This window comes from Candidatus Pelagibacter sp. HIMB1517, from assembly GCF_052047895.1.
Lineage (GTDB): Bacteria > Pseudomonadota > Alphaproteobacteria > Pelagibacterales > Pelagibacteraceae > HIMB114.
On the sequence record NZ_JBNAIW010000007.1, the window covers coordinates 39,251 to 60,700 of the forward strand.

Annotated in this window: 21 protein-coding genes and 1 riboswitch; of the genes, 12 read left to right on the top strand and 9 right to left on the bottom strand. The window is 30.1% G+C overall.

The window, feature by feature from the left end:
* Positions 1 to 25 precede the first annotated feature (25 nt).
* Positions 26 to 2,305, top strand: a complete 2,280-nt coding sequence (locus tag ACTTAT_RS04380) for an NADP-dependent malic enzyme (protein WP_440679862.1) — start codon at positions 26 to 28, stop codon at positions 2,303 to 2,305.
* Here ACTTAT_RS04380 and ACTTAT_RS04385 read toward each other — a convergent pair.
* Together ACTTAT_RS04385 and rsmI are read right to left on the bottom strand one after the other, a co-directional pair.
* Positions 2,302 to 2,910, bottom strand: a complete 609-nt coding sequence (locus tag ACTTAT_RS04385; protein ID WP_440679863.1) for a BON domain-containing protein — start codon at positions 2,908 to 2,910, stop codon at positions 2,302 to 2,304. The two genes, ACTTAT_RS04380 and ACTTAT_RS04385, sit on opposite strands and share 4 nt — an antisense overlap.
* Complete coding sequence (rsmI, locus tag ACTTAT_RS04390; protein WP_440679864.1) at positions 2,903 to 3,739, bottom strand: 16S rRNA (cytidine(1402)-2'-O)-methyltransferase; 837 nt, start codon at positions 3,737 to 3,739, stop codon at positions 2,903 to 2,905. The genes ACTTAT_RS04385 and rsmI overlap by 8 nt, the downstream gene beginning before the upstream one ends.
* 44 nt (positions 3,740 to 3,783) lie before the next feature.
* Here rsmI and ACTTAT_RS04395 point away from each other — a divergent pair, with 44 nt between their 5' ends.
* Positions 3,784 to 4,926: an ABC transporter substrate-binding protein gene (locus ACTTAT_RS04395; protein WP_440679866.1), complete on the top strand. Its 1,143-nt coding sequence runs from the start codon at positions 3,784 to 3,786 to the stop codon at positions 4,924 to 4,926.
* Here the strand turns inward: ACTTAT_RS04395 and rdgB are convergent.
* Positions 4,913 to 5,524 (bottom strand): RdgB/HAM1 family non-canonical purine NTP pyrophosphatase, encoded by a 612-nt coding sequence (gene rdgB / locus ACTTAT_RS04400; RefSeq protein ID WP_440679867.1) that lies wholly within the window; start codon positions 5,522 to 5,524, stop codon positions 4,913 to 4,915. The two genes, ACTTAT_RS04395 and rdgB, sit on opposite strands and share 14 nt — an antisense overlap.
* Positions 5,517 to 6,230 (bottom strand): ribonuclease PH, encoded by a 714-nt coding sequence (rph, locus tag ACTTAT_RS04405; RefSeq protein WP_440679868.1) that lies wholly within the window; start codon positions 6,228 to 6,230, stop codon positions 5,517 to 5,519. Before rph ends, rdgB begins: the two co-directional genes overlap by 8 nt.
* Before the next feature lie 54 nt (positions 6,231 to 6,284).
* On the opposite strand from rph, the gene grpE reads away from it, so the two are divergent.
* From grpE to ACTTAT_RS04435, 6 genes are all read left to right on the top strand, one after another.
* Positions 6,285 to 6,848 carry a nucleotide exchange factor GrpE gene (gene grpE, locus ACTTAT_RS04410; protein WP_440679869.1) on the top strand — a complete coding sequence of 188 codons (564 nt, stop codon included), beginning with the start codon at positions 6,285 to 6,287 and terminating at the stop codon, positions 6,846 to 6,848.
* A gap of 96 nt (positions 6,849 to 6,944) precedes the next feature.
* Positions 6,945 to 8,870 (top strand): molecular chaperone DnaK, encoded by a 1,926-nt coding sequence (dnaK, locus tag ACTTAT_RS04415; RefSeq protein ID WP_440679870.1) that lies wholly within the window; start codon positions 6,945 to 6,947, stop codon positions 8,868 to 8,870.
* A gap of 34 nt (positions 8,871 to 8,904) precedes the next feature.
* Positions 8,905 to 10,056, top strand: coding sequence for a molecular chaperone DnaJ (gene dnaJ / locus ACTTAT_RS04420; protein ID WP_440679871.1), 1,152 nt, complete (start codon positions 8,905 to 8,907; stop codon positions 10,054 to 10,056).
* Complete coding sequence (gene dapB / locus ACTTAT_RS04425; RefSeq protein WP_440679872.1) at positions 10,056 to 10,826, top strand: 4-hydroxy-tetrahydrodipicolinate reductase; 771 nt, start codon at positions 10,056 to 10,058, stop codon at positions 10,824 to 10,826. The genes dnaJ and dapB overlap by 1 nt, the downstream gene beginning before the upstream one ends.
* 6 nt (positions 10,827 to 10,832) lie before the next feature.
* Entirely contained in the window at positions 10,833 to 11,492 is a 660-nt protein-coding gene (gene nth / locus ACTTAT_RS04430) for an endonuclease III (protein WP_440679873.1), read from the top strand.
* A gap of 3 nt (positions 11,493 to 11,495) precedes the next feature.
* Positions 11,496 to 12,425, top strand: a complete 930-nt coding sequence (locus ACTTAT_RS04435) for an adenosine kinase (RefSeq protein ID WP_440679874.1) — start codon at positions 11,496 to 11,498, stop codon at positions 12,423 to 12,425.
* 6 nt (positions 12,426 to 12,431) lie between these two features.
* Here ACTTAT_RS04435 and ACTTAT_RS04440 read toward each other — a convergent pair whose 3' ends face one another.
* Positions 12,432 to 13,829 (bottom strand): sodium:solute symporter family transporter, encoded by a 1,398-nt coding sequence (locus ACTTAT_RS04440; RefSeq protein ID WP_440679875.1) that lies wholly within the window; start codon positions 13,827 to 13,829, stop codon positions 12,432 to 12,434.
* Positions 13,821 to 13,908, bottom strand: a riboswitch (TPP riboswitch). It overlaps the preceding gene by 9 nt.
* A gap of 50 nt (positions 13,909 to 13,958) precedes the next feature.
* Here ACTTAT_RS04440 and ACTTAT_RS04445 point away from each other — a divergent pair.
* Positions 13,959 to 14,882 carry a DUF805 domain-containing protein gene (locus ACTTAT_RS04445; protein ID WP_440679877.1) on the top strand — a complete coding sequence of 308 codons (924 nt, stop codon included), beginning with the start codon at positions 13,959 to 13,961 and terminating at the stop codon, positions 14,880 to 14,882.
* A gap of 1 nt (position 14,883) precedes the next feature.
* Here ACTTAT_RS04445 and arfA read toward each other — a convergent pair whose 3' ends face one another.
* The 3 genes from arfA to ACTTAT_RS04460 are packed head-to-tail and all read right to left on the bottom strand — an operon-like array spanning position 14,884 to position 17,122.
* Positions 14,884 to 14,991: an alternative ribosome rescue factor ArfA gene (arfA, locus tag ACTTAT_RS04450; protein WP_009373073.1), complete on the bottom strand. Its 108-nt coding sequence runs from the start codon at positions 14,989 to 14,991 to the stop codon at positions 14,884 to 14,886.
* Positions 14,988 to 16,472: a cryptochrome/photolyase family protein gene (locus ACTTAT_RS04455; RefSeq protein WP_440679878.1), complete on the bottom strand. Its 1,485-nt coding sequence runs from the start codon at positions 16,470 to 16,472 to the stop codon at positions 14,988 to 14,990. The genes arfA and ACTTAT_RS04455 overlap by 4 nt, the downstream gene beginning before the upstream one ends.
* Positions 16,469 to 17,122, bottom strand: coding sequence for a winged helix-turn-helix domain-containing protein (locus ACTTAT_RS04460; RefSeq protein WP_009373075.1), 654 nt, complete (start codon positions 17,120 to 17,122; stop codon positions 16,469 to 16,471). Before ACTTAT_RS04460 ends, ACTTAT_RS04455 begins: the two co-directional genes overlap by 4 nt.
* A 21-nt stretch (positions 17,123 to 17,143) precedes the next feature.
* Here ACTTAT_RS04460 and ACTTAT_RS04465 point away from each other — a divergent pair, with 21 nt between their 5' ends.
* Complete coding sequence (locus ACTTAT_RS04465) at positions 17,144 to 17,635, top strand: L,D-transpeptidase family protein (RefSeq protein ID WP_440679879.1); 492 nt, start codon at positions 17,144 to 17,146, stop codon at positions 17,633 to 17,635.
* Here ACTTAT_RS04465 and ACTTAT_RS04470 read toward each other — a convergent pair.
* Positions 17,632 to 18,267 carry a YggS family pyridoxal phosphate-dependent enzyme gene (locus tag ACTTAT_RS04470; RefSeq protein WP_440679880.1) on the bottom strand — a complete coding sequence of 212 codons (636 nt, stop codon included), beginning with the start codon at positions 18,265 to 18,267 and terminating at the stop codon, positions 17,632 to 17,634. The two genes, ACTTAT_RS04465 and ACTTAT_RS04470, sit on opposite strands and share 4 nt — an antisense overlap.
* 4 nt (positions 18,268 to 18,271) lie before the next feature.
* Here ACTTAT_RS04470 and ACTTAT_RS04475 point away from each other — a divergent pair, with 4 nt between their 5' ends.
* The gene (locus ACTTAT_RS04475) at positions 18,272 to 18,850 is read left to right on the top strand and encodes a thiamine phosphate synthase (protein WP_440679881.1); all 579 of its coding nucleotides are present in this window, start codon (positions 18,272 to 18,274) and stop codon (positions 18,848 to 18,850) included.
* Between the two features lie 17 nt (positions 18,851 to 18,867).
* Positions 18,868 to 21,423, top strand: coding sequence for a leucine--tRNA ligase (gene leuS / locus ACTTAT_RS04480; RefSeq protein ID WP_440679883.1), 2,556 nt, complete (start codon positions 18,868 to 18,870; stop codon positions 21,421 to 21,423).
* The last annotated feature ends 27 nt before the right edge of the window (positions 21,424 to 21,450 follow it).

Sequence of the window (21,450 nt, forward strand, 5' to 3'; positions counted from 1 at the left end):
CCATAATAATACGACAAAACTTTGAATGCCTAAAAAAAAAGAAACAATAGAGAAATATACTGATAAAGAAGCATTAGACTTTCACATTCAGGGTAAGCCTGGAAAGATAGAAATTATATCTTCTAAACAATTATCAACTCAAAGAGACCTTTCACTTGCATATTCTCCAGGTGTAGCTGTTCCAGTTTTAGAAATATCTAAAAATCCTCAAACTGCTTATGAATATACAAGCAAAGGAAATTTAGTTGCAGTAGTAAGTAACGGTTCGGCAATTTTAGGTTTAGGGAATCTTGGTGCTCTTGCATCAAAACCTGTAATGGAGGGAAAGTCAGTATTATTTAAAAGGTTTGCCGACATTGACTCAATAGATATCGAAGTAGACTCACAAGATGCTGAAGATATCATTAAAACTGTAAGAAATATTGCATGCTCTTTCGGAGGAATTAATTTAGAGGATATCGGCGCACCAGATTGTTTTGTTATTGAACAAAAATTAAAAGAATTAGTCGATATTCCCATTTTCCACGACGACCAACATGGCACAGCAATTATAACAACAGCTGGATTAATTAATGCATTAGATATTTCTGGCAAATCAATTAAAGATGTAAAAATAGTAGTTAATGGCGCAGGTGCATCAGCTATTGCTTGTACTGAACTTTTTAAAAATTCTGGAGTGCCTAATGAAAACGTAACAATGTGTGACCGAAAGGGCGTTATCTATCGTGGAAGAGAAGGAGTCGATCAGTGGAAATCTAAACATGCAATTGATACAAAAGATAGAACTTTAGAACAAGCTATCAAAGGTGCTGATGTGGTTTTAGGCTTGTCTGCTGCAGGAGCAATCACTCAAGATATGATTAAATCAATGGCAAAAAATCCAATCATATTTGCATGTGCAAATCCTGAACCAGAAATAAGACCAGAAAAAGTTTTGGAAGTTAGGGATGATGCAATTATAGCTACAGGAAGATCAGATTATCCAAACCAAGTAAATAACTTAATTGGTTTTCCATATATTTTTAGAGGAGCATTAGATGTACAAGCAAAAACTATAAATGAAGAAATGAAAGTAGCTGCTGCACAAGCTATAGCAAAACTAGCTAGAGAAGATGTTCCAGATGAAGTTGTTGCGGCCTATGGTGGTGACAGACCTCATTACGGAAAAAATTACATAATACCGTCCACTTTTGATCCTAGGTTAATCACAACAATTCCTACTGCAGTTGCAAAAGCTGCTATGGATAGCGGTGTAGCTCAAAAACCAATTAAAGATTTTGATGCTTATATTGATGAGCTAGAGGCAAGACTTGATCCATCTGTAGGGCTAATGCAGGGAATTAATTCAAAAATTAAAAAGACTAAAAAAAGAATCGTTTTTGCAGAGGGTGAAGATGAAGAAAGTTTAAAAGCTGCAATTGCATTTAAAAACTATGGATTAGGTGAACCAATATTAATTGCAAATAAAGAAAAGTTAAATGAGTCTTTAAAAAAAATAGGTTTAGATGAAAATTTTAATATTGAAATCACAAACTCTTCAGATGCCGAAAAATCTGAAAAATATAAAAATTATCTTTATAAGAAATTACAAAGAAAAGGGATTTTAGAAAAAGAATGTGATAAAATGGTAAAATCTGACAGAGTCACATGGGGATCTTGTATGGTTGCATGTGGTGACGCTGATGGAATGGTCGCGGGTAATACGAGACACTTTTCTGCAACAGTTGATAAATTGGCCCAATCAGTTGGCTCTCGAGAAAATGAAATACTTTTTGGTTTATGTTTATATGTATCAAAGGGAAAAACCATTTTAATAGCAGATACAAACGTAAATGAATTTCCCACATCAGAAGAATTAGTAGAAATTGCAATTTCAAGTGCAAGAGTAGCTGAAATTTTAGGTTTTGATCCAAAAGTCGCACTATTATCTCATTCAACGTTTGGTCAACCAGAGACAGAACGAACAAAAAGAGTAAGGCAAGCTGTTGAAATGTTAGAAAAAAGAAAAGTAGATTTTTTATTTGATGGTGAAATGCAGCCAGATGTAGCTTTAAATCCAAAATTTCAATCTACATATCCTTTTTCAAAGATTGTAGGAAATGCAAATGTTCTTATCATGCCATCAATTCATGCTGCTGCAGTTTCAACAAAGATGCTTAAAGAATTAGGTGGTGGTAAAGTAATTGGTCCTCTATTAATTGGGCTTGCCCAACCGATAGAAGTTGCTCCTCTTAGATCATCTAGCTCAGAAATTTTAAATCTTGCATCTATTGCAGCTTATTCTTCAGAAATAATAAAATACTAATTTGCTATTCTTTGATTATTAGCAAGATCTTCTTTTAAGAAAATACTTGGTATCACTTCTTTTATTCCTTGAACGGCCTTTGCTTCATTTATTACAATTTTTTGCTCATCTTCAGATCGCGCAATTCCAAAAATATATAAATTCTTATTAATTGTTGTAAAACTAAAATTATTCGATTTAACCTCGTCATGCGCAATAAGAGCTACTTTAAATTGTGAGGTAATTAATAAATCTTTAGCTTTATCGGTTAATGAACTTTGATCGTTTACTTTGATAATATTTTCAACTGATCTAACTCCATTTGTCTCCCAAGCAATTTTTGTCATTTTGATTTTTTCATCAATTGTCTCGACATTACCTTTTAAAATAAATCTTCCATCTATTGAATTAGCTTTAATTTTTAGCAAATATTTTTCGTCAATTTTAGAAATTTTATATAAAAACTTTTTTTCAATAACACTATCATCAACAATTCTACCTAATGATCTGGGGTCGTCAGCAACTTCAACACCAGTTTTAATTATACCTATAGTCGATACTCCAACAACTGGCACGCATGCATTAATGAACAGAAGTAAAAAAAAATAAAAAAAATATCTAATCATTTAGATCAATAACTCTTTGATAAATTGATTTCTTATTTATTTCTAGTTTTTTTGATAAGTATTCGGCAATATCTTTTGAGCTCATCTTTCCAATTAAAAGTTCTATTTCTTTATCTAAATCAATATCTTGGTTTAATTCTTCAACAGAATTATCAATGATTAATGTCATTTCACCTTTGTCATTCTCATCAATGTAATTAGAAATATTTTTAATATCATCTCTAATATAAGTTTCGTGAACTTTAGTTATCTCTCGAGCTAAAAAAAATTTTGTTTTTGTGAAAAACTTTATCAAATATTCTGAATTTTTTCTTAAATCTCTAGCGGGCATAAAAAAAACTAAACATGCTTTGATTGGTTTTAACTTTAATAAATAATTTTCAATTTCTTTATTTTTTTTTGGTATGAATCCACAAAAATAAAAATTGTCAGCAAAACCAGATGCAGACATTGAAGCCGTGATCGCTGATGGCCCAGGTATTGGTATAACCTTAATCCCCTCATCGTGACATTTTGAAATAATTATCTGACCCGGATCACTTAGCGCTGGTGTTCCAGCATCAGATACCAATGATAAAATTTTGTTTTCTTTAAGATCATTTATTAACTTATCGGTTTTATTTTTTTCATTAAATGAATGATATGAAATTAATTTTTTTTTAATATTTAAAAAATTAAGTAATTTAGATGTTACTCTCGTATCTTCACACAAAATATAATCTGAACCTGACAATATTTCTTGCTGCCTTTTTGAAATATCTCCAAGGTTACCAATTGGTGTAGAAACAATATATAATGCAGGTACAATTTTTGTTTTGTGGATGTTCATAAATTTAACAAATATAATAATTATGTATAACTGTTCGAAATAAAATGAAAAAAATATTTAAAATAATCATTTTTTGCTCTCTTTTCTTTACAATAAATAATGCAGCCTATTCTAAATCAGAATTAAAAATTGGAGCAATTTTACCATTAAGTGGTGATCATGAGTTATTAGGAAATAATATTTATCAAAGTATTTTAATCACAATATTTGAATTAAAGAATTTAAATATAAAAATCATACCCCTTGATACTCAAAGTTCAAAAGCAGGTGCAATTAATGCATTTAGGCAGGGTATGAATAAAAAAGTCGACCTGTTTGTTGGTCCTATTTTTTACGACACACTAAATGAAATAAAAAATATAGAAGGATTTAAAGAAAAACTTTTTATTTCTTATAGTAATAGAGAAGAAAATATTTTTCCAAATGTAATTAATTTCGGTGTGAATCTCAGTTCTCAGATAAATTCTTTGGTTAAGTTATTTCAAAATAACGAGCAATTTATTTTTTTTGGCGACAATAGTTCATTTACGAAAAAAGTTTTAGAAAAAAGTAAAAAATTCAAATCCAAAACATCTGATGTAGTTTTTTATAAGAATTTTAAGGATATAGGAAATCAAACCAAAAAAGTCACCAACTACGAAGAAAGAAATAAAAAACATCTAGAAGAAATTAAAAAATTAGAACAAATTGAAGATAGTCTTGATGAAAAACTTATTGAGTCGATGAAAAAACACGACACAAAAGAAAAAGTAAATTTTAAAAAGGTTTTTGTCTCATCTTTTGATGATGAGCTGATTTCTTCTATTTCCTATTTTGATTTTTATGATGCAAATTATAAAGATGTACAGTTTGTTACTCTAAATCTATGGTTTGATAATAAGTATTTAAAAGAACCATCTTTAGAAAACTTAATATTTCCCTCAATAAATTTGAATGGTTACCAAGAATTGAATCAAAAATATAAAAAAAATTTTGGTAGAAATATTTATAATTTAGAAGCTTTATCATTCGATATTATACCGCTCGCATCAGCCATTTGGTTTTCAACGAAAGAACAGCAATTAAAAGCTTCCATGTTTAACGGTACTTACAAAGGCAAAACTGGAGGCTTTACTATCAAGGAAAACAAAACTGATAGAGATTTAATTTTGTATAAAATTGAAAATAAAAAGTTTAAGAAAATTTAAAATATTTTTTAATTTTCATAAAAGCATCATATCGATGTGAAATTTTATTTTTTTTTAACTTACCAATTTGAGCAAAAGTTTTTTTTTCACCTTTTGGAATAAATATTGGATCATATCCAAATCCCTTTTTCCCTCTTGCGGGAAAACTAATATATCCTTCAACTTTTCCTTGAAACTCAAATGATTTACCATCAGGAAATGCAATTGAAATTGCACATATAAATCTAGCTTTTGAATTTAATTTTTTTTTTTTATTTAATAAATTAAAAACTTTTTTTATTGCTATATCAAAGTTTTTTGTAGGACCTGCCCACCTGGCAGAATATATTCCAGGTTTTTTACTTAAAGCATCTACTTCAAGTCCAGAATCATCAGAAATACAAACCAAGCCTGTTCTTTTGGCAGCATATAAAGATTTTATTTTTGCATTAGATTTAAATGTTTTTCCATTTTCAACAGGTTCTCTTAACCTGAAGTCTTTTGGCTTAAAGTATTTTATTTTCTTTGGTAAAATTTCTTTTAATTCTCGAAATTTTCCAGGATTATTTGTTGCTAATAAGAGTTTTTGAACTTTTTTTAATTGATAAAGTCTATGCACTTAAAGCTTCTTTTTGTTTTTGAATAAGCAATTGAATTGATTGTTTAGAATATTTTAACATTTCATTTAATTTTTCTTCAGAACAAGTTGTTTGTTCACCAGTTAACTGAAGTTCAATAATTTCGTTTTTTTCATTTATAACAAAATTAGCATCCACATCTGCTCCACTGTCTTCTTTATAGTCAAGGTCTACAAGGGTCTCTCCATTTACAACGCCACAACTAATTGCAGCGACATGATTTTTAATTGGGTTGGTATTAATGAGTTTTTTAACTTGTAAAATCTTAACACATTGATTTAAAGCCACAAATCCCCCGGTTATAGAAGCTGTTCTGGTGCCTCCATCTGCCTGTATCACATCGCAATCGATCGTTATTAAGTTTTCACCTAGTAAACTTAAATCAATACTAGCTCTCAAAGACCTTCCAATTAATCTTTGTATTTCAGATGTTCTGCCACCTATTTTTCCAGCAGATGCTTCTCTTCTCATTCTTTCATTAGTTGATCTTGGTAACATTCCATACTCTGCAGTAACCCAGCCTTTTCCAGATCCCTTCAGCCATCTTGGGACTTTGTCTTCATAAGATGCTGTGCAGATTACATGAGTATTTCCAAACTTTATTAAACAAGAACCATCAGCATTATTAATATAATTGGGTATAATTTCGACAGGCCTTAATTCTGTATTTGATCGATTATTTCTCATAAAGTCTTGGATTTTATTATTCTATCACTATATAGCATGCAAACAATTAATATTATGAGTGACAATAAAGACGAAATAAAAAAAGAAAATCAAAATAAAGTTGAGGAAAATAGTAAAGACGAAGATCACTCAACGGAAGCTAAAGAAAATCTAGAAGATAATATTGAAGTTAAGTTAAATGACTTAAATGATAAATATTTAAGATTACTAGCTGAAAACCAAAATCTTAGAAAAAATCACGAGCAAGAAAAAGAAGATATTTTAAAATATGGGTCATTTAGTTTTGCTCAGCAAATACTTGGTTTGACTGACAATTTAGATCGAGCTTTTCAAATATTTAAAAATGATGAAAAATTTAAAACAGATGAATTTAAAAATATTTTAAGTGGTATCGAAATGATTGAAAAAGAACTTCAAAGTACACTCGAAAAAAATTCAATTAGATATATTGATTGTTTGGATAAGCCTTTCGACCCCAACCTTCACCAAGCCATTGGTGAAAAAGAAAGCGATAAATCACCAGGAACAGTAGTTGAGGAAATGCAAAAAGGCTATCAAATGCATGATAGGCTTTTAAGACCTTCTATGGTTTATGTATCAAAAAAGTCTGATAAATAGACATTTTTTCAAAATAAATTAATTTTTTTCTCTATCTTGCAATAGCAAAAACTATCCCCATATCAATCTCAATAAAGAAAAGGAGACTTAAGAATTATGTCAAAGATTATAGGAATTGATTTAGGAACTACAAACTCGTGTGTTGCCATCATGGATGGTAAAGAAGCTAAAGTTATTGAAAACACTGAAGGTGCCAGAACAACCCCTTCTGTTGTTGCTTTTACAGAAGCAGAAAAATTAGTTGGAGCTTCAGCTAAAAGACAGGCCGTAACTAACCCAGAAAATACTTTCTACGCAGTAAAAAGATTAATTGGAAGAAAGTTTGATGGTGCGGCAGTAAAAAAAGATATTGAAGGACTACCTTACAAAGTCATTGCTGCTGATAATGGTGATGCCTGGGTGGAGTCTAAAGGTGAAAAATATTCACCAAGTCAGATCTCTGCTTTTGTATTACAAAAGATGAAAGAGACAGCAGAAAAACATTTAGGAAGTGAAGTTAAGAAAGCGGTAATTACCGTTCCAGCTTATTTTAACGACTCTCAAAGACAAGCAACAAGAGATGCTGGTAAAATCGCGGGTCTTGAAGTTGAAAGAATTATAAACGAACCAACTGCTGCTGCGCTTGCTTACGGATTAGATAAGAAGAACGCAAAAACTGTTGCTGTGTACGATTTAGGTGGTGGTACATTTGACGTATCAATTTTAGAACTGGGTGATGGCGTATTTGAAGTTAAATCTACAAATGGTGATACTACGCTTGGTGGAGAAGACTTTGATGCTACGATAGTAGACTACCTAGCAAGTGAGTTTAAAAAAGATAACGCAGTAGATCTTAAACAAGATAAATTAGCATTACAAAGATTAAGAGAGGCAGCAGAAAAGGCTAAAATTGAATTATCTTCATCTACACAAACTGAAGTAAATTTACCTTTCATCACTGCTGATAAAACTGGTCCAAAACATTTAAATATTAAATTAACTAGAGCGAAGTTAGAGTCACTTTGTGCTGAGTTAATTGAAAGAACAATTGAACCATGTAAAACTGCTCTTAAAGATGCTGGTCTTTCTGCAGGTGAGATTGGCGAAGTAATTCTTGTCGGTGGTATGACAAGAATGCCAAAAGTTGTTGAAACTGTGAAAAACTTTTTTGGTAAAGACCCTAGTAAAAGTGTAAACCCAGATGAAGTTGTTGCCATGGGTGCGGCTATTCAAGGTGGTGTATTACAAGGTGATGTTAAAGATGTATTGCTTTTAGATGTAACGCCTTTATCACTTGGTATTGAAACTTTAGGTGGAGTTGTAACTAAACTAATTACAAAAAATACAACAATCCCGACTAAAAAAAGTCAGGTGTTTTCTACAGCAGAAGATAATCAACCAGCAGTTTCTATTAGAGTTTTTCAAGGTGAAAGAGAAATGGCAGCGGATAACAAACTGCTTGGAACATTTGATTTAACTGGAATTCCACCTGCGCCAAGAGGTGTTCCTCAAATTGAAGTTACTTTTGATATTGATGCTAACGGAATCGTAAGTGTTTCTGCAAAAGATAAAGGCACAGGCAAAGAACAGAAAATTCAAATTCAAGCTTCTGGTGGATTATCAGATGAGGAAATTGAAAAAATGGTTAAAGATGCCGAAGCCAATAAAGAAGCAGACAAAAAGAAAAGAGAAGAAGTTGACAGTAAAAACTCAGCTGATGCACTAGTCGCTTCAACAGAAAAAAGTTTGAAAGAGCACGGTAGTAAAATTAGTGATACTGACAAAAAAACTATCGAAACTGATCTTCAAAATTTAAAAGATGCAATTAAAGCTGACAAAGTTGAAGATATAAAGGCAAAAACTCAAACCCTTGTTCAGTCATCAATGAAACTTGGTGAAGCAATTTATAAAGAGCAACAAGCAAAGGCTGGTGGAGCTCAAGGTCAAGGGGCTGAAGGAAAAGCAGATGCTGGATCTGAAAAAAAAGAAGATGTAGTTGATGCTGAGTACGAAGAAGTTAAAGACGATAAAGATAAAAAATAACGCTTAAATTTTTAAGCGGATAGGATTTTGAGGCATGTCTAAAGCGGATTATTATGAAACATTAGGTGTAAACCGCAGTGCCTCAAAAGACGAAATCAAAAGCGCTTACCGAAAACTAGCAATGAAATATCACCCGGATAGAAATCCTGGTGACAAGGCAGCTGAGACAAAATTTAAGGACGCAACAGAAGCTTATCAAATTTTATCAGACCCCAACAAAAAAAGTAGTTATGATCAATTTGGTCACTCCGCTTTTGAAAACATGGGTGGTGGTCAAGGTGGCTTCAGTGATTTTGGAGGTTTCGACTCTGGATCATTCTCAGATATCTTTGACGATTTTTTTGGTGACTTCATGGGATCTGGTAGAGGAAGAGGTGGCGGAAGAAGGAAATCTAGAGGTCGAAGAGGTTCAGACTTAAAAATTAATTTAGAGGTTTCATTAGAAGAAGCTTATCAAGGGAAAAAAACTACTTTTAACATTAACTCAGCTGAAAAATGTGGAACATGTTCTGGTAGCGGCGCAAAACCTGGTTCAAACCCAAAAACATGTGGAACTTGTGGAGGCGATGGAAGGGTCAGATCTCAGCAAGGATTTTTTACAGTTCAGCAAACTTGTCCTGACTGTAGAGGTGAAGGAGAAGTTGTTGGAAGTCCATGCAAAGATTGTAGTGGGTTTGGAACACAAAAAAAGAAAAAGACATTATCAATTCAAATTCCAAAAGGTGTAGACGATGGAACAAGAATGAGACTATCTGGAAAAGGAGAGGCAGGTTCTAAAGGCGGCGCAGATGGAGATTTATATGTTTATATACAGGTTAGAAAGCATGAACTCTTTGAGAGAGAGGAAGAAAATTTATTTTACGAGCTTCCTGTCTCTTTAGCAGACGCTGCTCTTGGTACATCAATTGAAGTACCAAACATTGATGGATCAAGATCTAAAGTAAAAATTCCAGCGGGTACACAATCTGGAAAACAATTAAGATTAAGAGACAAGGGAATGCCAATGTTAAGAGGTGGTGGGTATGGTGACCTATATCTTCAAATTAAAGTTGAAACACCAGTTTCATTAAATGCTGAACAAAAAGAATTACTTGAAAAGTTTAAAGATTTAGAAGATTCTAAAAATAATCCTGAAAATCAAAGTTTTATAAAAAAAGCAAAGAAATTTTGGGAAAGCATTAATTAATGAAAAAAATAAATATTACAATTACAGGCGGCTTAGGCCGTATGGGTCAGCTACTTATCAAGCAAACCCAAAAAGATAAAAAATTAAAATTATATTCCGCAACTGAATATAAAGAATTTAAAAAGGGAAAGATTAAATACCAAAAAAATACAGATGCAGCTTTTAAAGGTACAAATGTTGTCATAGATTTTACAAGACCAAATTGTACTCTTGAAGTATTGAAGCTGGCAGTCAAACATAAGAAAAAAGTAATTATTGGAACAACTGGATTTCAAAAAAAACATTGGGATGCAATAAAAAAAGCATCTAAAAAAATTGCAATCTTACAATCCGGAAATATGAGCCTTGGTATTAATTTAATGCAATTTGTATCAAAAATTTTATCAAAGGGATTTATGAGTGATTATCAAATGGAAGTTCATGATGCTCATCATATAAAAAAAATTGATTATCCATCAGGCACTGCATTAATGCTAGGTCATGCTGTAGCAGAGGGTAAATCTAAAAGTCTAAAACAAATACAAGGAAAAATATTTTTAAATAAAAAAGGCAAAGGAAAATCTAATAAGCTAAATTTTTATATTGTTAGAAAAGGAAAAATTCCTGGAACACACTCTGTCATTTTTGAAAATAAGCAGGAAAAATTAGAAATTCAACACACCGCTCATTCAAGAGATTTATTTGCAGAAGGCGCAATAGGTGCCGCTAAATGGTTAGCAAACAAGAAACCTGGTTTATATAATATGCACCATGTTTTAGGTATTAAATAATCTTTTGTGAAAGTTGAAAAAAAAGATAAAGCAAAAATAATACTTAGGGAACTTAATAAACTTTATCCAAAAACACCTTCCCCTCTAACTCATACGAATAATTTTACTTTACTAATTTCGGTATTACTTTCTGCTCAATGTACAGATTTAAATGTTAATAATGTTACAAAAGATATTTATCCAAAATATAATAAACCAGAACATTTTGTAAAATTAGGTCAAAAAAAAATAGAAAAACTCATTCAAAAGATTGGTCTTTTTAGAATGAAATCAAAAAGTGTTTATCGCTTATCAAAAATTCTGCTTGATAAGCATAAAGGAAAAGTGCCCAAAACTTTTGAAGAACTTGAAGCATTACCAGGTGTTGGACATAAGACTGCTAGTGTAGTCATGTCTCAGGGATTTGGTTATCCAGCTTTCCCAGTAGATACTCATATTCACCGGTTAGCACAAAGGTGGGGTTTAACGAATGGAAAAAATGTAGTTCAAACTGAGAAGGATTTAAAAGAACTATTTCCAAAAAAACACTGGAATAAACTACATTTGCAAATTATTTTTTATGGTAGGGAATATTGTAAAGCTAGGGATTGCTTTGGTCTGAAATGTAAAATATGTACACAGTGCAACCCAAAAAGAAAAAAGCCAATTTTAACTAAGAAAGCTTAAAGGATGAAAGTATTAGGAATAGGTAACGCCATTGTAGATGTACTTTGTAAAGTTGATGATCAATTTATTAAAGATCACGCTCTTACGAAAGGAACTATGAAACTGGTTGATGAACAAGAATTTAAAAGTCTGTTATCTAATTTAAAAATTGAAAGTACAGTATCTGGCGGATCCGTTGCAAACTCAATTGTTGGGATGTCTCAATTAGGAGATAATGTTTCGTTTATTGGTAAAGTTAATGATGATGATCTTGGCCATAAATATATTGATGGTCTTAAAAAAGAAAATGTAGATTATTTTTACAATGTTAAAAAAGAAAACATTCCTACAGGAACTTGTTTAATTTTGATCACTCCAGATTCTGAGAGAACAATGTGTACCTTTTTAGGAATTGCAGGCCAAATTGATGATAATGATATTGATACAAATGCAATTCAAAACGCTGAAATTACTTTCTTAGAAGGATATTTATGGGATGAAGGTGGTCCAACAAAAGCTTTTGAAAAAGCTTTGTCAGCTGCAAAAAAATCAGCAATGTCTCTTTCTGATCCTTTTTGTGTTGACCGACACAAAGATAGTTTTTTAAATTTAGTAAAAAATAAATTAGATATTATTTTTGCAAATGAAAAAGAAGCAATGTCTTTAATTGATGCTAAAAATTTTGATGAGGTTATTGAATTTGGAAAATCACTTAATAAACTTTTTATTGTAACGCGTTCTGATAAAGGCTCTGTTGCTATAGAAAGAAACGATGTGTCTGAAGCTCATGCTAAATCAAACTTGAATATTGTAGATCTTACTGGTGCAGGTGATTTATTTGCTGCTGGTTTTTTACATGGGTTTACTAATAATAAAAACCCACATGAAAGTTTGAAGTTAGGAACTGAAATGGCTTCAAAAATTATACAAAAAATTGGTGCTCGGTTAGACTAAATTAAATTACCTTTTTATTATTAAAAAAATTGGTGAGCACAAAGCAATAGCAAAAGACCAAAATAATAAATGATTAGAAATTATCGCTGGGAACATAGATTTATCAAACAAAATTCCAACTAATAAACTTTTAGAAAAATCTAAACTTGGAAATAAAAATAAACCTAAAGTTATTCCAAAAATAATTGCTTTAAATACATCATGATGTTTAATTTTTTTATTATAAAAACCATAAAAAATTGGAATTGCAGCAGCACAACATAATAAATCAGCCAGTAAAAATAAGTACAAAACACTCATTCCTTTTGATGAAATATAAAAAGCAGAGCCTGCTAAAATTATGCCGCCAGTAATATAAAAATTATTAATATTTTTCTTTTTAATAAATTTATTTGAATGAATAACAAAAAGGCTTGAGACACTTGCAATTAGAGTATCCAAGCTACTTAAAACTAACGTTAATGATAAAATTAAAATAACTAAATTTAATAACAAATACTCTTTGTTAACTAATAAAGAGAAAATAATAGTACTTGGATCTTTTATCTTTCCATTTAGAGAAGCATAAATTCCAACTAATCCTAAAAGTAAAATAGTTATCAAAACAATACAAAATGCTGCAATAAATCCTTTTTTTAAGACTTCAATATTCTTAGATGCATAAACTCTTTGCCAAATCCCTTGATCAAATAAGTTAGTTGCAAAAACAGCAATAAAAAAAGTAAGACCAGCAGTAAATCCTCCAAAACCAATACTTAAATTTGAAGATTTACTTGTAATCAAACTTGGAGAAAGAAAATCTATTTTTTGGTTTAAAATTATAAAAATAATTAATAAGAAAATTATGATAATCCAGAACTGAAGTTTATCTGTAATGATAGATATTTTTAGACCACCTTTTAACGAATAAATTAATGTAGAGATAATAGTCAAAGCTGCAGTTAACCATAAAGGAGTACCTAAAATTAAATTAACAACTTTTGAAATTGCTGTAACTTCAGCACAAAAGTAAACATAAAGATAAAGTATAGTTAAAATTAAAATTAATTTTAAAACTTTTTGATCGTACCTTTTTTCAATAACTTCAGTTAAACTTTTGGCGTTTGGCAAAATTTTTCTAATCTTTTCACCAATTTTAGAAAAGTATAAAAATACAAAACTTTGACCTGCTGCATAACCAATTACAGCCCCTACTCCGCCCCAGGTTGATGCTTCTGCAGGACCAATTAAAATCCATATTCCAAAACAAGATGCAGTTAAACTAAAAGTTAATCCAAAGACATTAACGTTTCGGTCACTGACTAAAAAAGCAGACTGTGAGATTTTACCTCTAGATACATAATAACCAAAGGACATAAATCCTAAGCAAACTACAAAAAGTGAAATAATTAAAATCGTGTTCATATGTTTTCTTCCTCCGCCAGCATTATCTGGATCAGGTTTAAAGGGTTCATCTCAGGCTAAGCCGCCCCTGAAAACTAATAGATAAGTACAGTATTTTGCAAAAAAGTCTATCGGTGATATCCTTTAAAAATGAAAAATAAAATAATTATACTATTATTATTTTTTTCTATTCAATTTACCTCTAACAGCTTAGCTGATCATTGTGGTCACGACATGGATAGGACTTGGTTTTATACATCGAATTTTTCATCAAACTATCAAGTTAGTAAATCAAGAGCCAAATATCAAAAATGGACCTTTAAAAATAAAACTGACAAGCAAATTACAATTTACAGCGTAGGTCTTTGGTCAAAAGGCAAAAAAGTCATGAAAGAACAAAAGGTAAGGAAATATCTAAAACCTTTTGGTGTGGTGTCAGTGAAAATGTATGTTGGTGACCTAAATCTTGACGTTGCTGGAAGTGGTTTTTCTAGATGTGAATACGGCAAACCAGTTGTTAAAAAAAAAACATATAATCAAAAACCAAGTACATACTCAAAACCAAAAACTTACTATAAGCCAAAAACTAAAAAGAGAAGAAATGACGATAATTTTACATTATTCAATTTATTTCTACTAGCTGTAGCAGGAATTTTAATCTTAGTCTTTGTTGCCGCTACTAAAAAAAATGAATACAAAAAATATGTAAAAAAATTTCCAAAAGTTTTTGATTTTGCAGACCAAACTATTATTTGTTTTAAAAAATATAGTACCTTCAAAGGACGAGCACAAAGAAAAGAATATTGGTATTTCTACTTATTTACTTTTATTGTTTCGGTATTAACCTATTTTATTGATGTAAGTATTTTTAGAAAAGACCCAGATGGAATACTTTTTATTAATGCATTTTTCTCCATGTTAACCTTTTTGCCTTCAATAGCTGCTGGATGTAGAAGATTACATGATGTTAATAAATCTGGGTGGTGGCAGTTAATTTCTTTAACAGTTATAGGAATAATTCCGTTAATCATTTGGCTCGCATCAAAATCAGTTAAAGAAAACAATAAATTTTAAACTATTTTTTTTTACGTTTAAAACTGCCTTTTCCTTTTTTTGGCTTAACAATTCTTTTTTTATATTTTGGTGATCTCAAATCCTCTGCGATAGGATTTCTTTTTTTCATAACGTATTTGATTTTATAAATGTATTTGCGGCTGAAAATATTTCTTTTTTTCGATCAGGTTTCATTTTTTCTAAAATTCTAACCATCATTGATAAACGCGGATTTTTAAGAAAAAATTTCTTATTTTTATCTATAAATCTCCAATACAAACCATCCATAATGTTACACCAAGGACCTTTTTTAAAGTCCATCATCTTAAGGAAATAAGCTGATCCACAAATATATGGCTTTGTTGCAAAGGTACCACCGTCACTAAATAAACCCATGCCATAAACATTGGGTGACATTACCCACTCCGAGGAGTCCATAAACATTTCCATAAACCATTTATAAACTTGCCTTGGTTCAATTTCACAAAGGTTCATGATGTTTGATAAAATCATTAATCTTTCAATATGATGAGACCATGCATAATCTTTAGCATTTTTAATAGCATGATCTAATGGGTCTAGGCCTGTGGTACCTTCATACCAAGAATTTTTCATCTTATTTTTATGATTAAAAAAATTTGATTTTTGCATTTTATCATCAAAGTTTTGATAAATACCTCGCATAAACTCTCTCCATCCTATTACCTGTCTTAAATAACCTTCATAAGAATTTATACTCACTTTTTTTTCAAACTTAGTTAATTCATCTAAAATTTCTTGAGGTGTAATAAAACCATTATTAATAAATGGACTTAGAGCGCTATGAAACAAAATATTATCTCTTTGGTCAACAGCATCTTCATAATCACCAAATAATTTGAGTTTATTTTTTAAAAAATTATCTAAAACTAATTTTGCATCTTTTCGAGTTGTTCCAATCCAAAATTGATTAGTATCACCAGGATGCTTTGGAAATTTTTCATTTATAATTTTTTTTAATTTTTTTGTGTGCTCTGTTTCTTTAAAAGTTGGTTGCTTGGGCAGTTTTATATCTTTTGGTAATTTTTTTCTATTCTCGCTATCAAAACTCCATTTACCACCCTTTGGACTTCCATCTTTATTCATTAAAATATTAAATTTTGTTCTCTGAATTTTATAAAAATTAGCCATGAAAGGTTTTTTAGATTTTCCAAGGTAACTTATAAAATCGTCTCTACTACTTAAAAACATTGGTGTTTTGAGTATCTTATAATCTACTTTTTCCTTTTTAAGATATGAAACAATTTTTTTTTCAAAAGGCTTGTCTTCAATTTCAAAGAAATTAACATTTTTAATTTTCTTATTTTTTATTACGTTTGCTAATTTTTTTACATAATCATCTTTAAATTCTTTATCTTCAATTTTATGATAAATAACTTTGTAACCCACCTGTTCTAGCTCATCCTTAAATGATCTCATTGAGGAGAGAAAAAATGTAATTTTTTGTTTATGATGTTTTTCGTATGTACAAAGCTCAAAGTCTTCAGCTAAGAAAAATAAAGATGATTTGTAATCTTTGAAATACTTAGGTTGGAAAAGCTGATTACCTAAAACTATAAATAGATCATTCATGAAGAAATGAAATATTTTCCATCTTCTACCGAAATGAATTTTTTATCACTAAGTTTGCTTTGTAATTTTTGTCTTAATCGATAAAGATGAGTTTCATAAGTATGTGAATCAATCTCTTCTCCATGAGACCAAATATCTTTCATAATTTCTTGCTTAGTTGCCCCCTCTTTTTTCCCAGATAAATATAAAATAATATCCAATTCTCTTTCAGTTAATTTTGCAGATTTTTTTCCATATGAAATAGTTCTCTCATTTTTATCTAAATTATATTTTCCAATTTCTACTTTGGACTGGAATAAAAATTTAAATTTTAAAATCGCAAGTTTAATAATTTTTTCTAAATCCTGATAATTAACAGGAAGCTCTAAAAAACTACTTAGCACATTATCTTTTTTAATAGTTTTAAAATTTTCGCTTTTTTTAGAGAAAAAAATTTTTGGATATTTAATTTTTTTTAATTCTTTTAAATCTAATTTTTCCAAATCATCAACAAAAAACAAAAATACATAAACATCTATCAATGGGGTTTTTAATATCTCTTTAACTTCCTTGAAACTCTTGAGATTCTGTAAGTTATACTCAGTTTTCTGCTCCTGCATACACTCAAAAAAAACAGGTGACCCTACGGTAATGATTGAGTAATTTTGCATAACAATAAAATATAAATTTATATGATTATAGTAAATAAAAACGGCACGCTTATGCACAATAAAAAGCTTTATAAATGTGCTTTAGGAAAACGCGGTATTACTAAAAATAAAAAAGAAGGTGATAAAAAAACGCCCGCAGGAGTTTTTTCTCTTGGACAAGTGTTTTATCGAAAAGACAAAATTAAAAACCTGAAAACCAAACTAAAAAAAGTCATTATCAAAAAGAATATGGCATGGTGTGATGATTCTGCAAATAAATCTTATAACAAACTAATTTTTACAAATGATAAAAGTAAAGAAAAGCTTTTTCGAAAAGATAATCTTTATAATATAATTATAGTTATTAATTATAATGTTAGACCTGTTAAAAAAAATAAAGGTAGCGCAATCTTTATTCATTTAGCTAGAAAAAATTATACAGGCACAATGGGATGTATCGGTTTAAAGAAAAAAGATTTAATTGAGATTTTAAAAACCTTAAAAAAAAGTACAAAGATTAAAATTCTTACCTAGCCTCTTGCTCCAAAAATTTTACTTCCAACTCTTACATAAGTCGCTCCATTTGCTCCAGCCTCTAAATAGTCGTGACTCATGCCCATACTAAGCTCTTTTAAATTTAGCTTTATCGATAACTCACGTAAAATTTCAAAATGTTTTTTTGAGTCCTCCTCTACTGGAGGAATGCACATTAAGCCTATAATATCTATTTTTTTTTGAGCATAATTATAGAGCTGTTCTGTATTTTCTATGCTTACACCAGATTTTTGATCTTCATCTCCCGTGTTAACTTGTAAGAAATATTTTCTTTTTAAATTCAGATTTGTTTCAGCTGAGGCAAGTGTGTCTACTAACTTTTCTCTGTCTACTGAGTGAATATAATGGAACAACTTTACAGCGTCTTTAGATTTATTTGTTTGTAAGCCGCCAATAAGATGAAGTTGAATATTGTTATTTATTTTTAAAAGCTCTTCCCATTTTCTTTTAGCCTCTTGAACTTTATTTTCTCCGTAGGCTAAATGCCCATGATCGATAAGGGGCTGTATGTGGGACAATTCAAATGTTTTACTTACTGCAATAATTTTCGAATTGATATTATTCGAAACCAATTCTTTTTTAATATTTTCTAAATTTTGTACTATACTCATAAAAATGTTTAAAATTTTTTTCTATATTAATGAATTAAACGATATTCAAAAAGAAAATCTTAATCAACTAAAGAATATAAATATTATTTACAGAAATTACCAAAAAACTGATTACCTTAGTAATGCTTTCAAACTTCAAGATTATTGCAAAAAAAGGAATTTTAAACTCTATATTTCTAATGACGAAAGGTTAGCCATAAAACTTAGGTCTTATGGTTTATATATACCTAGTTTTAATAACAAAAAAAAATATTTAAAATCAAGTCTACATCTTATTGGTTCTGCTCATAATGAAATTGAATTACGTAAAAAAATTAGCCAAGGCTGCAAAGAAATCTTTATCTCGCCTATTTTTAATACTTATTCAGGCTCGAACAAAATTGGTAAAGGCTTGAATTTTTATCAAAACTTAATGTTAAAATTTTCGAAGATACACATCCATGCATTAGGTGGCATTAATGAAAAAAACATAAAAAAAATAATTCTTCTTAAAGGAAGAGGTTTTTCATCAATAAGTATGATTGATAAAAAAATGAAAAAAGACTTCATTTCCTATCTTAATTTAATTGCTACAAACCTTTAAATAAGTAAATTCACCTCATGCACCTAGAAAAGTTTAACCCTTCAGTAGTCGATAAAAAATGGCAAGAATATTGGGATAAAAACAAAGTATTTCAAGCTTCGAAGTCAAAAGATAAACCTAAATACTACTGCCTTGAAATGTTTCCTTATCCATCAGGTAAAATTCATATGGGTCACGTCAGAAATTATACTTTAGGAGATGTCATCGCTAATTACAAAAGATTAAAAGGTTTTAATGTTTTACATCCTATGGGCTGGGACTCTTTTGGAATGCCAGCAGAAAATGCAGCTATGCAAAAAAAACTTCACCCTAAAGACTGGACATTAAACAATATAGAGACCATGAAGAGTCAATTAAAATTACTTGGGTTTTCAATTGACTGGGGAAGAGAGATATCAACCTGTAATGATGATTATTACAAGCATCAACAAAAATTCTTTCTTGATCTTTTAAAAAAAGGATTAGTTTATAAAAAAGAAAGTTTAGTTAACTGGGACCCGGTAGACAATACAGTTTTAGCTAATGAACAAGTTATAGATGGTAAAGGCTGGAGATCTGGTGCTCAAGTTATTCAAAAAAAACTTTCACAATGGTTTTTTAAAATCACAGCTTTTGCAGATGATCTAGATGCATCATTAAATACTCTTAATGAATGGCCCGAAAAAGTAAAAATTATGCAAAAAAACTGGATCGGTAAATCAGTTGGATGTGAGCTAAATTTTGAAATTAAAAATGATAATAAAAAAATTACTGTATTTACAACTAGACCAGACACTATTTTCGGAGCATCTTTCATAGCTCTTGCTGTTGATCACCCTTTATCAAAAAAATATGAAAATAATGAAAAATATTTGAACTTTAAAGAGGCTTGTTACAAAACAGGAAATACAGACGAAGCGATAGCTAAAACAGAAAAGCTTGGGTTTAAAACTGATTTCGAAGTTTTGCACCCATTTATTAAGGGTAAAACTTTACCAGTCTTCTTTTCAAATTTTGTTCTAATGGAATATGGAACAGGTGCAATTTTTGGCTGTCCTGCTCATGATCAAAGAGATTTAGATTTTGCTAACAAATACAAATTAGAAGTAACGCCAGTCATACTTCCAAAAGAACAAAAAGCTTCTGATTTTAAAATTGAAAATGAAGCATACACCGGTGATGGAAAAATTATTAATTCAGATTTTTTAAATAATTTTAGTGTTGAGGAAGGAAAAGCTAAAGTCATCAAGGAAATTGAAAAGAATAAATTTGGAACAGCAAAAACAACATTTAGATTAAGAGATTGGGGAATTTCAAGACAAAGATATTGGGGTTGTCCTATTCCTGTAATGTATGATGAAAAAGGTGAGGCTATACCAGTCCCAGAAAATGAGCTTCCGGTAAAACTTCCTGAAGATATTAATTTTGATAAACCAGGTAACCCATTAGATCGACATCCAAATTGGAAAAAGGTTAAGTGTTCTAAAACTGGAAAAGAATTAATAAGAGAAACCGATACACTAGATACTTTCGTAGATTCATCATGGTACTTTTTAAGATTTTGTTCAAGTGATAATTCAAAAGAAGGATTTTCAATCGATGATGCAAAATACTGGATGCCAGTTGATCAATACATTGGTGGAGTAGAGCATGCTATTTTACATTTGCTTTATTCAAGATTTTTTACAAGGGCAATTACGAAAGATACTAGCCTTGAAATCAAAGAACCATTCAAAGGCCTATTCACACAAGGTATGGTTTGCCACAAAACTTTCAAAAATGAGAAAGGCGAATGGGTTTTTCCTGAAGATGTAATTGAAGAAAACGGTAAATTCTTTGATAAAAATAGCAAAGAGATAATTAAAGTTGGACCCTCAGAGTCCATGTCTAAATCAAAGAAAAATGTAGTTGATCCTCAAACAGTAATTAATCTTTATGGTGCAGATGCAGTAAGGTGGTTTGTTTTATCTGATAGTCCGCCAGAAAGAGATATTCAATGGAGTGATGAAGGTATTTCTGGATCTTATAAGTTTATTCAAAAAATTTGGACAATTTCTGAAATGATACAAAATATTGAGGAAAAAAATAAATTAAATGACGAAGAAATTAATCAATGTGAAAAATTAATAAATAAACTCGTTAAAGAAATTACGTACAATATCGAAAACTTTCATTTTAATGTGGCAGTCGCCAAATTTTATGAGTTTTTAAACTTTCTATCTAAAAAATTGCATGAAAAGAAATCAGAAAAAATTTTATTTAAAAAAATGTTCAAAGAATTTTTAGTTTTAATATATCCTTTTACACCTCATATAGCGTCTGAATGTTGGGAAAAAAACTATGGTAACAAAGAAATTCACATATCAGCATGGCCAACATATGATGAAAAATTAATCAAAGAAGACAAAATCAACATTGTTATTCAGATTAATGGTAAAAAAAGAGCATTACTTGATGCAGAACCTGACCAGAGTGAAGAAAAGATATTTAACGAGTGTTTAGAGATTGAAAATGTTAAAAACTTAGTATCAGGAAAAAATATCATAAAAAAGATATACGTTAAGAATAAATTAGTTAATATTGTCATTAAATGAAAATGTTTAAACAGTTTTATATTTTTA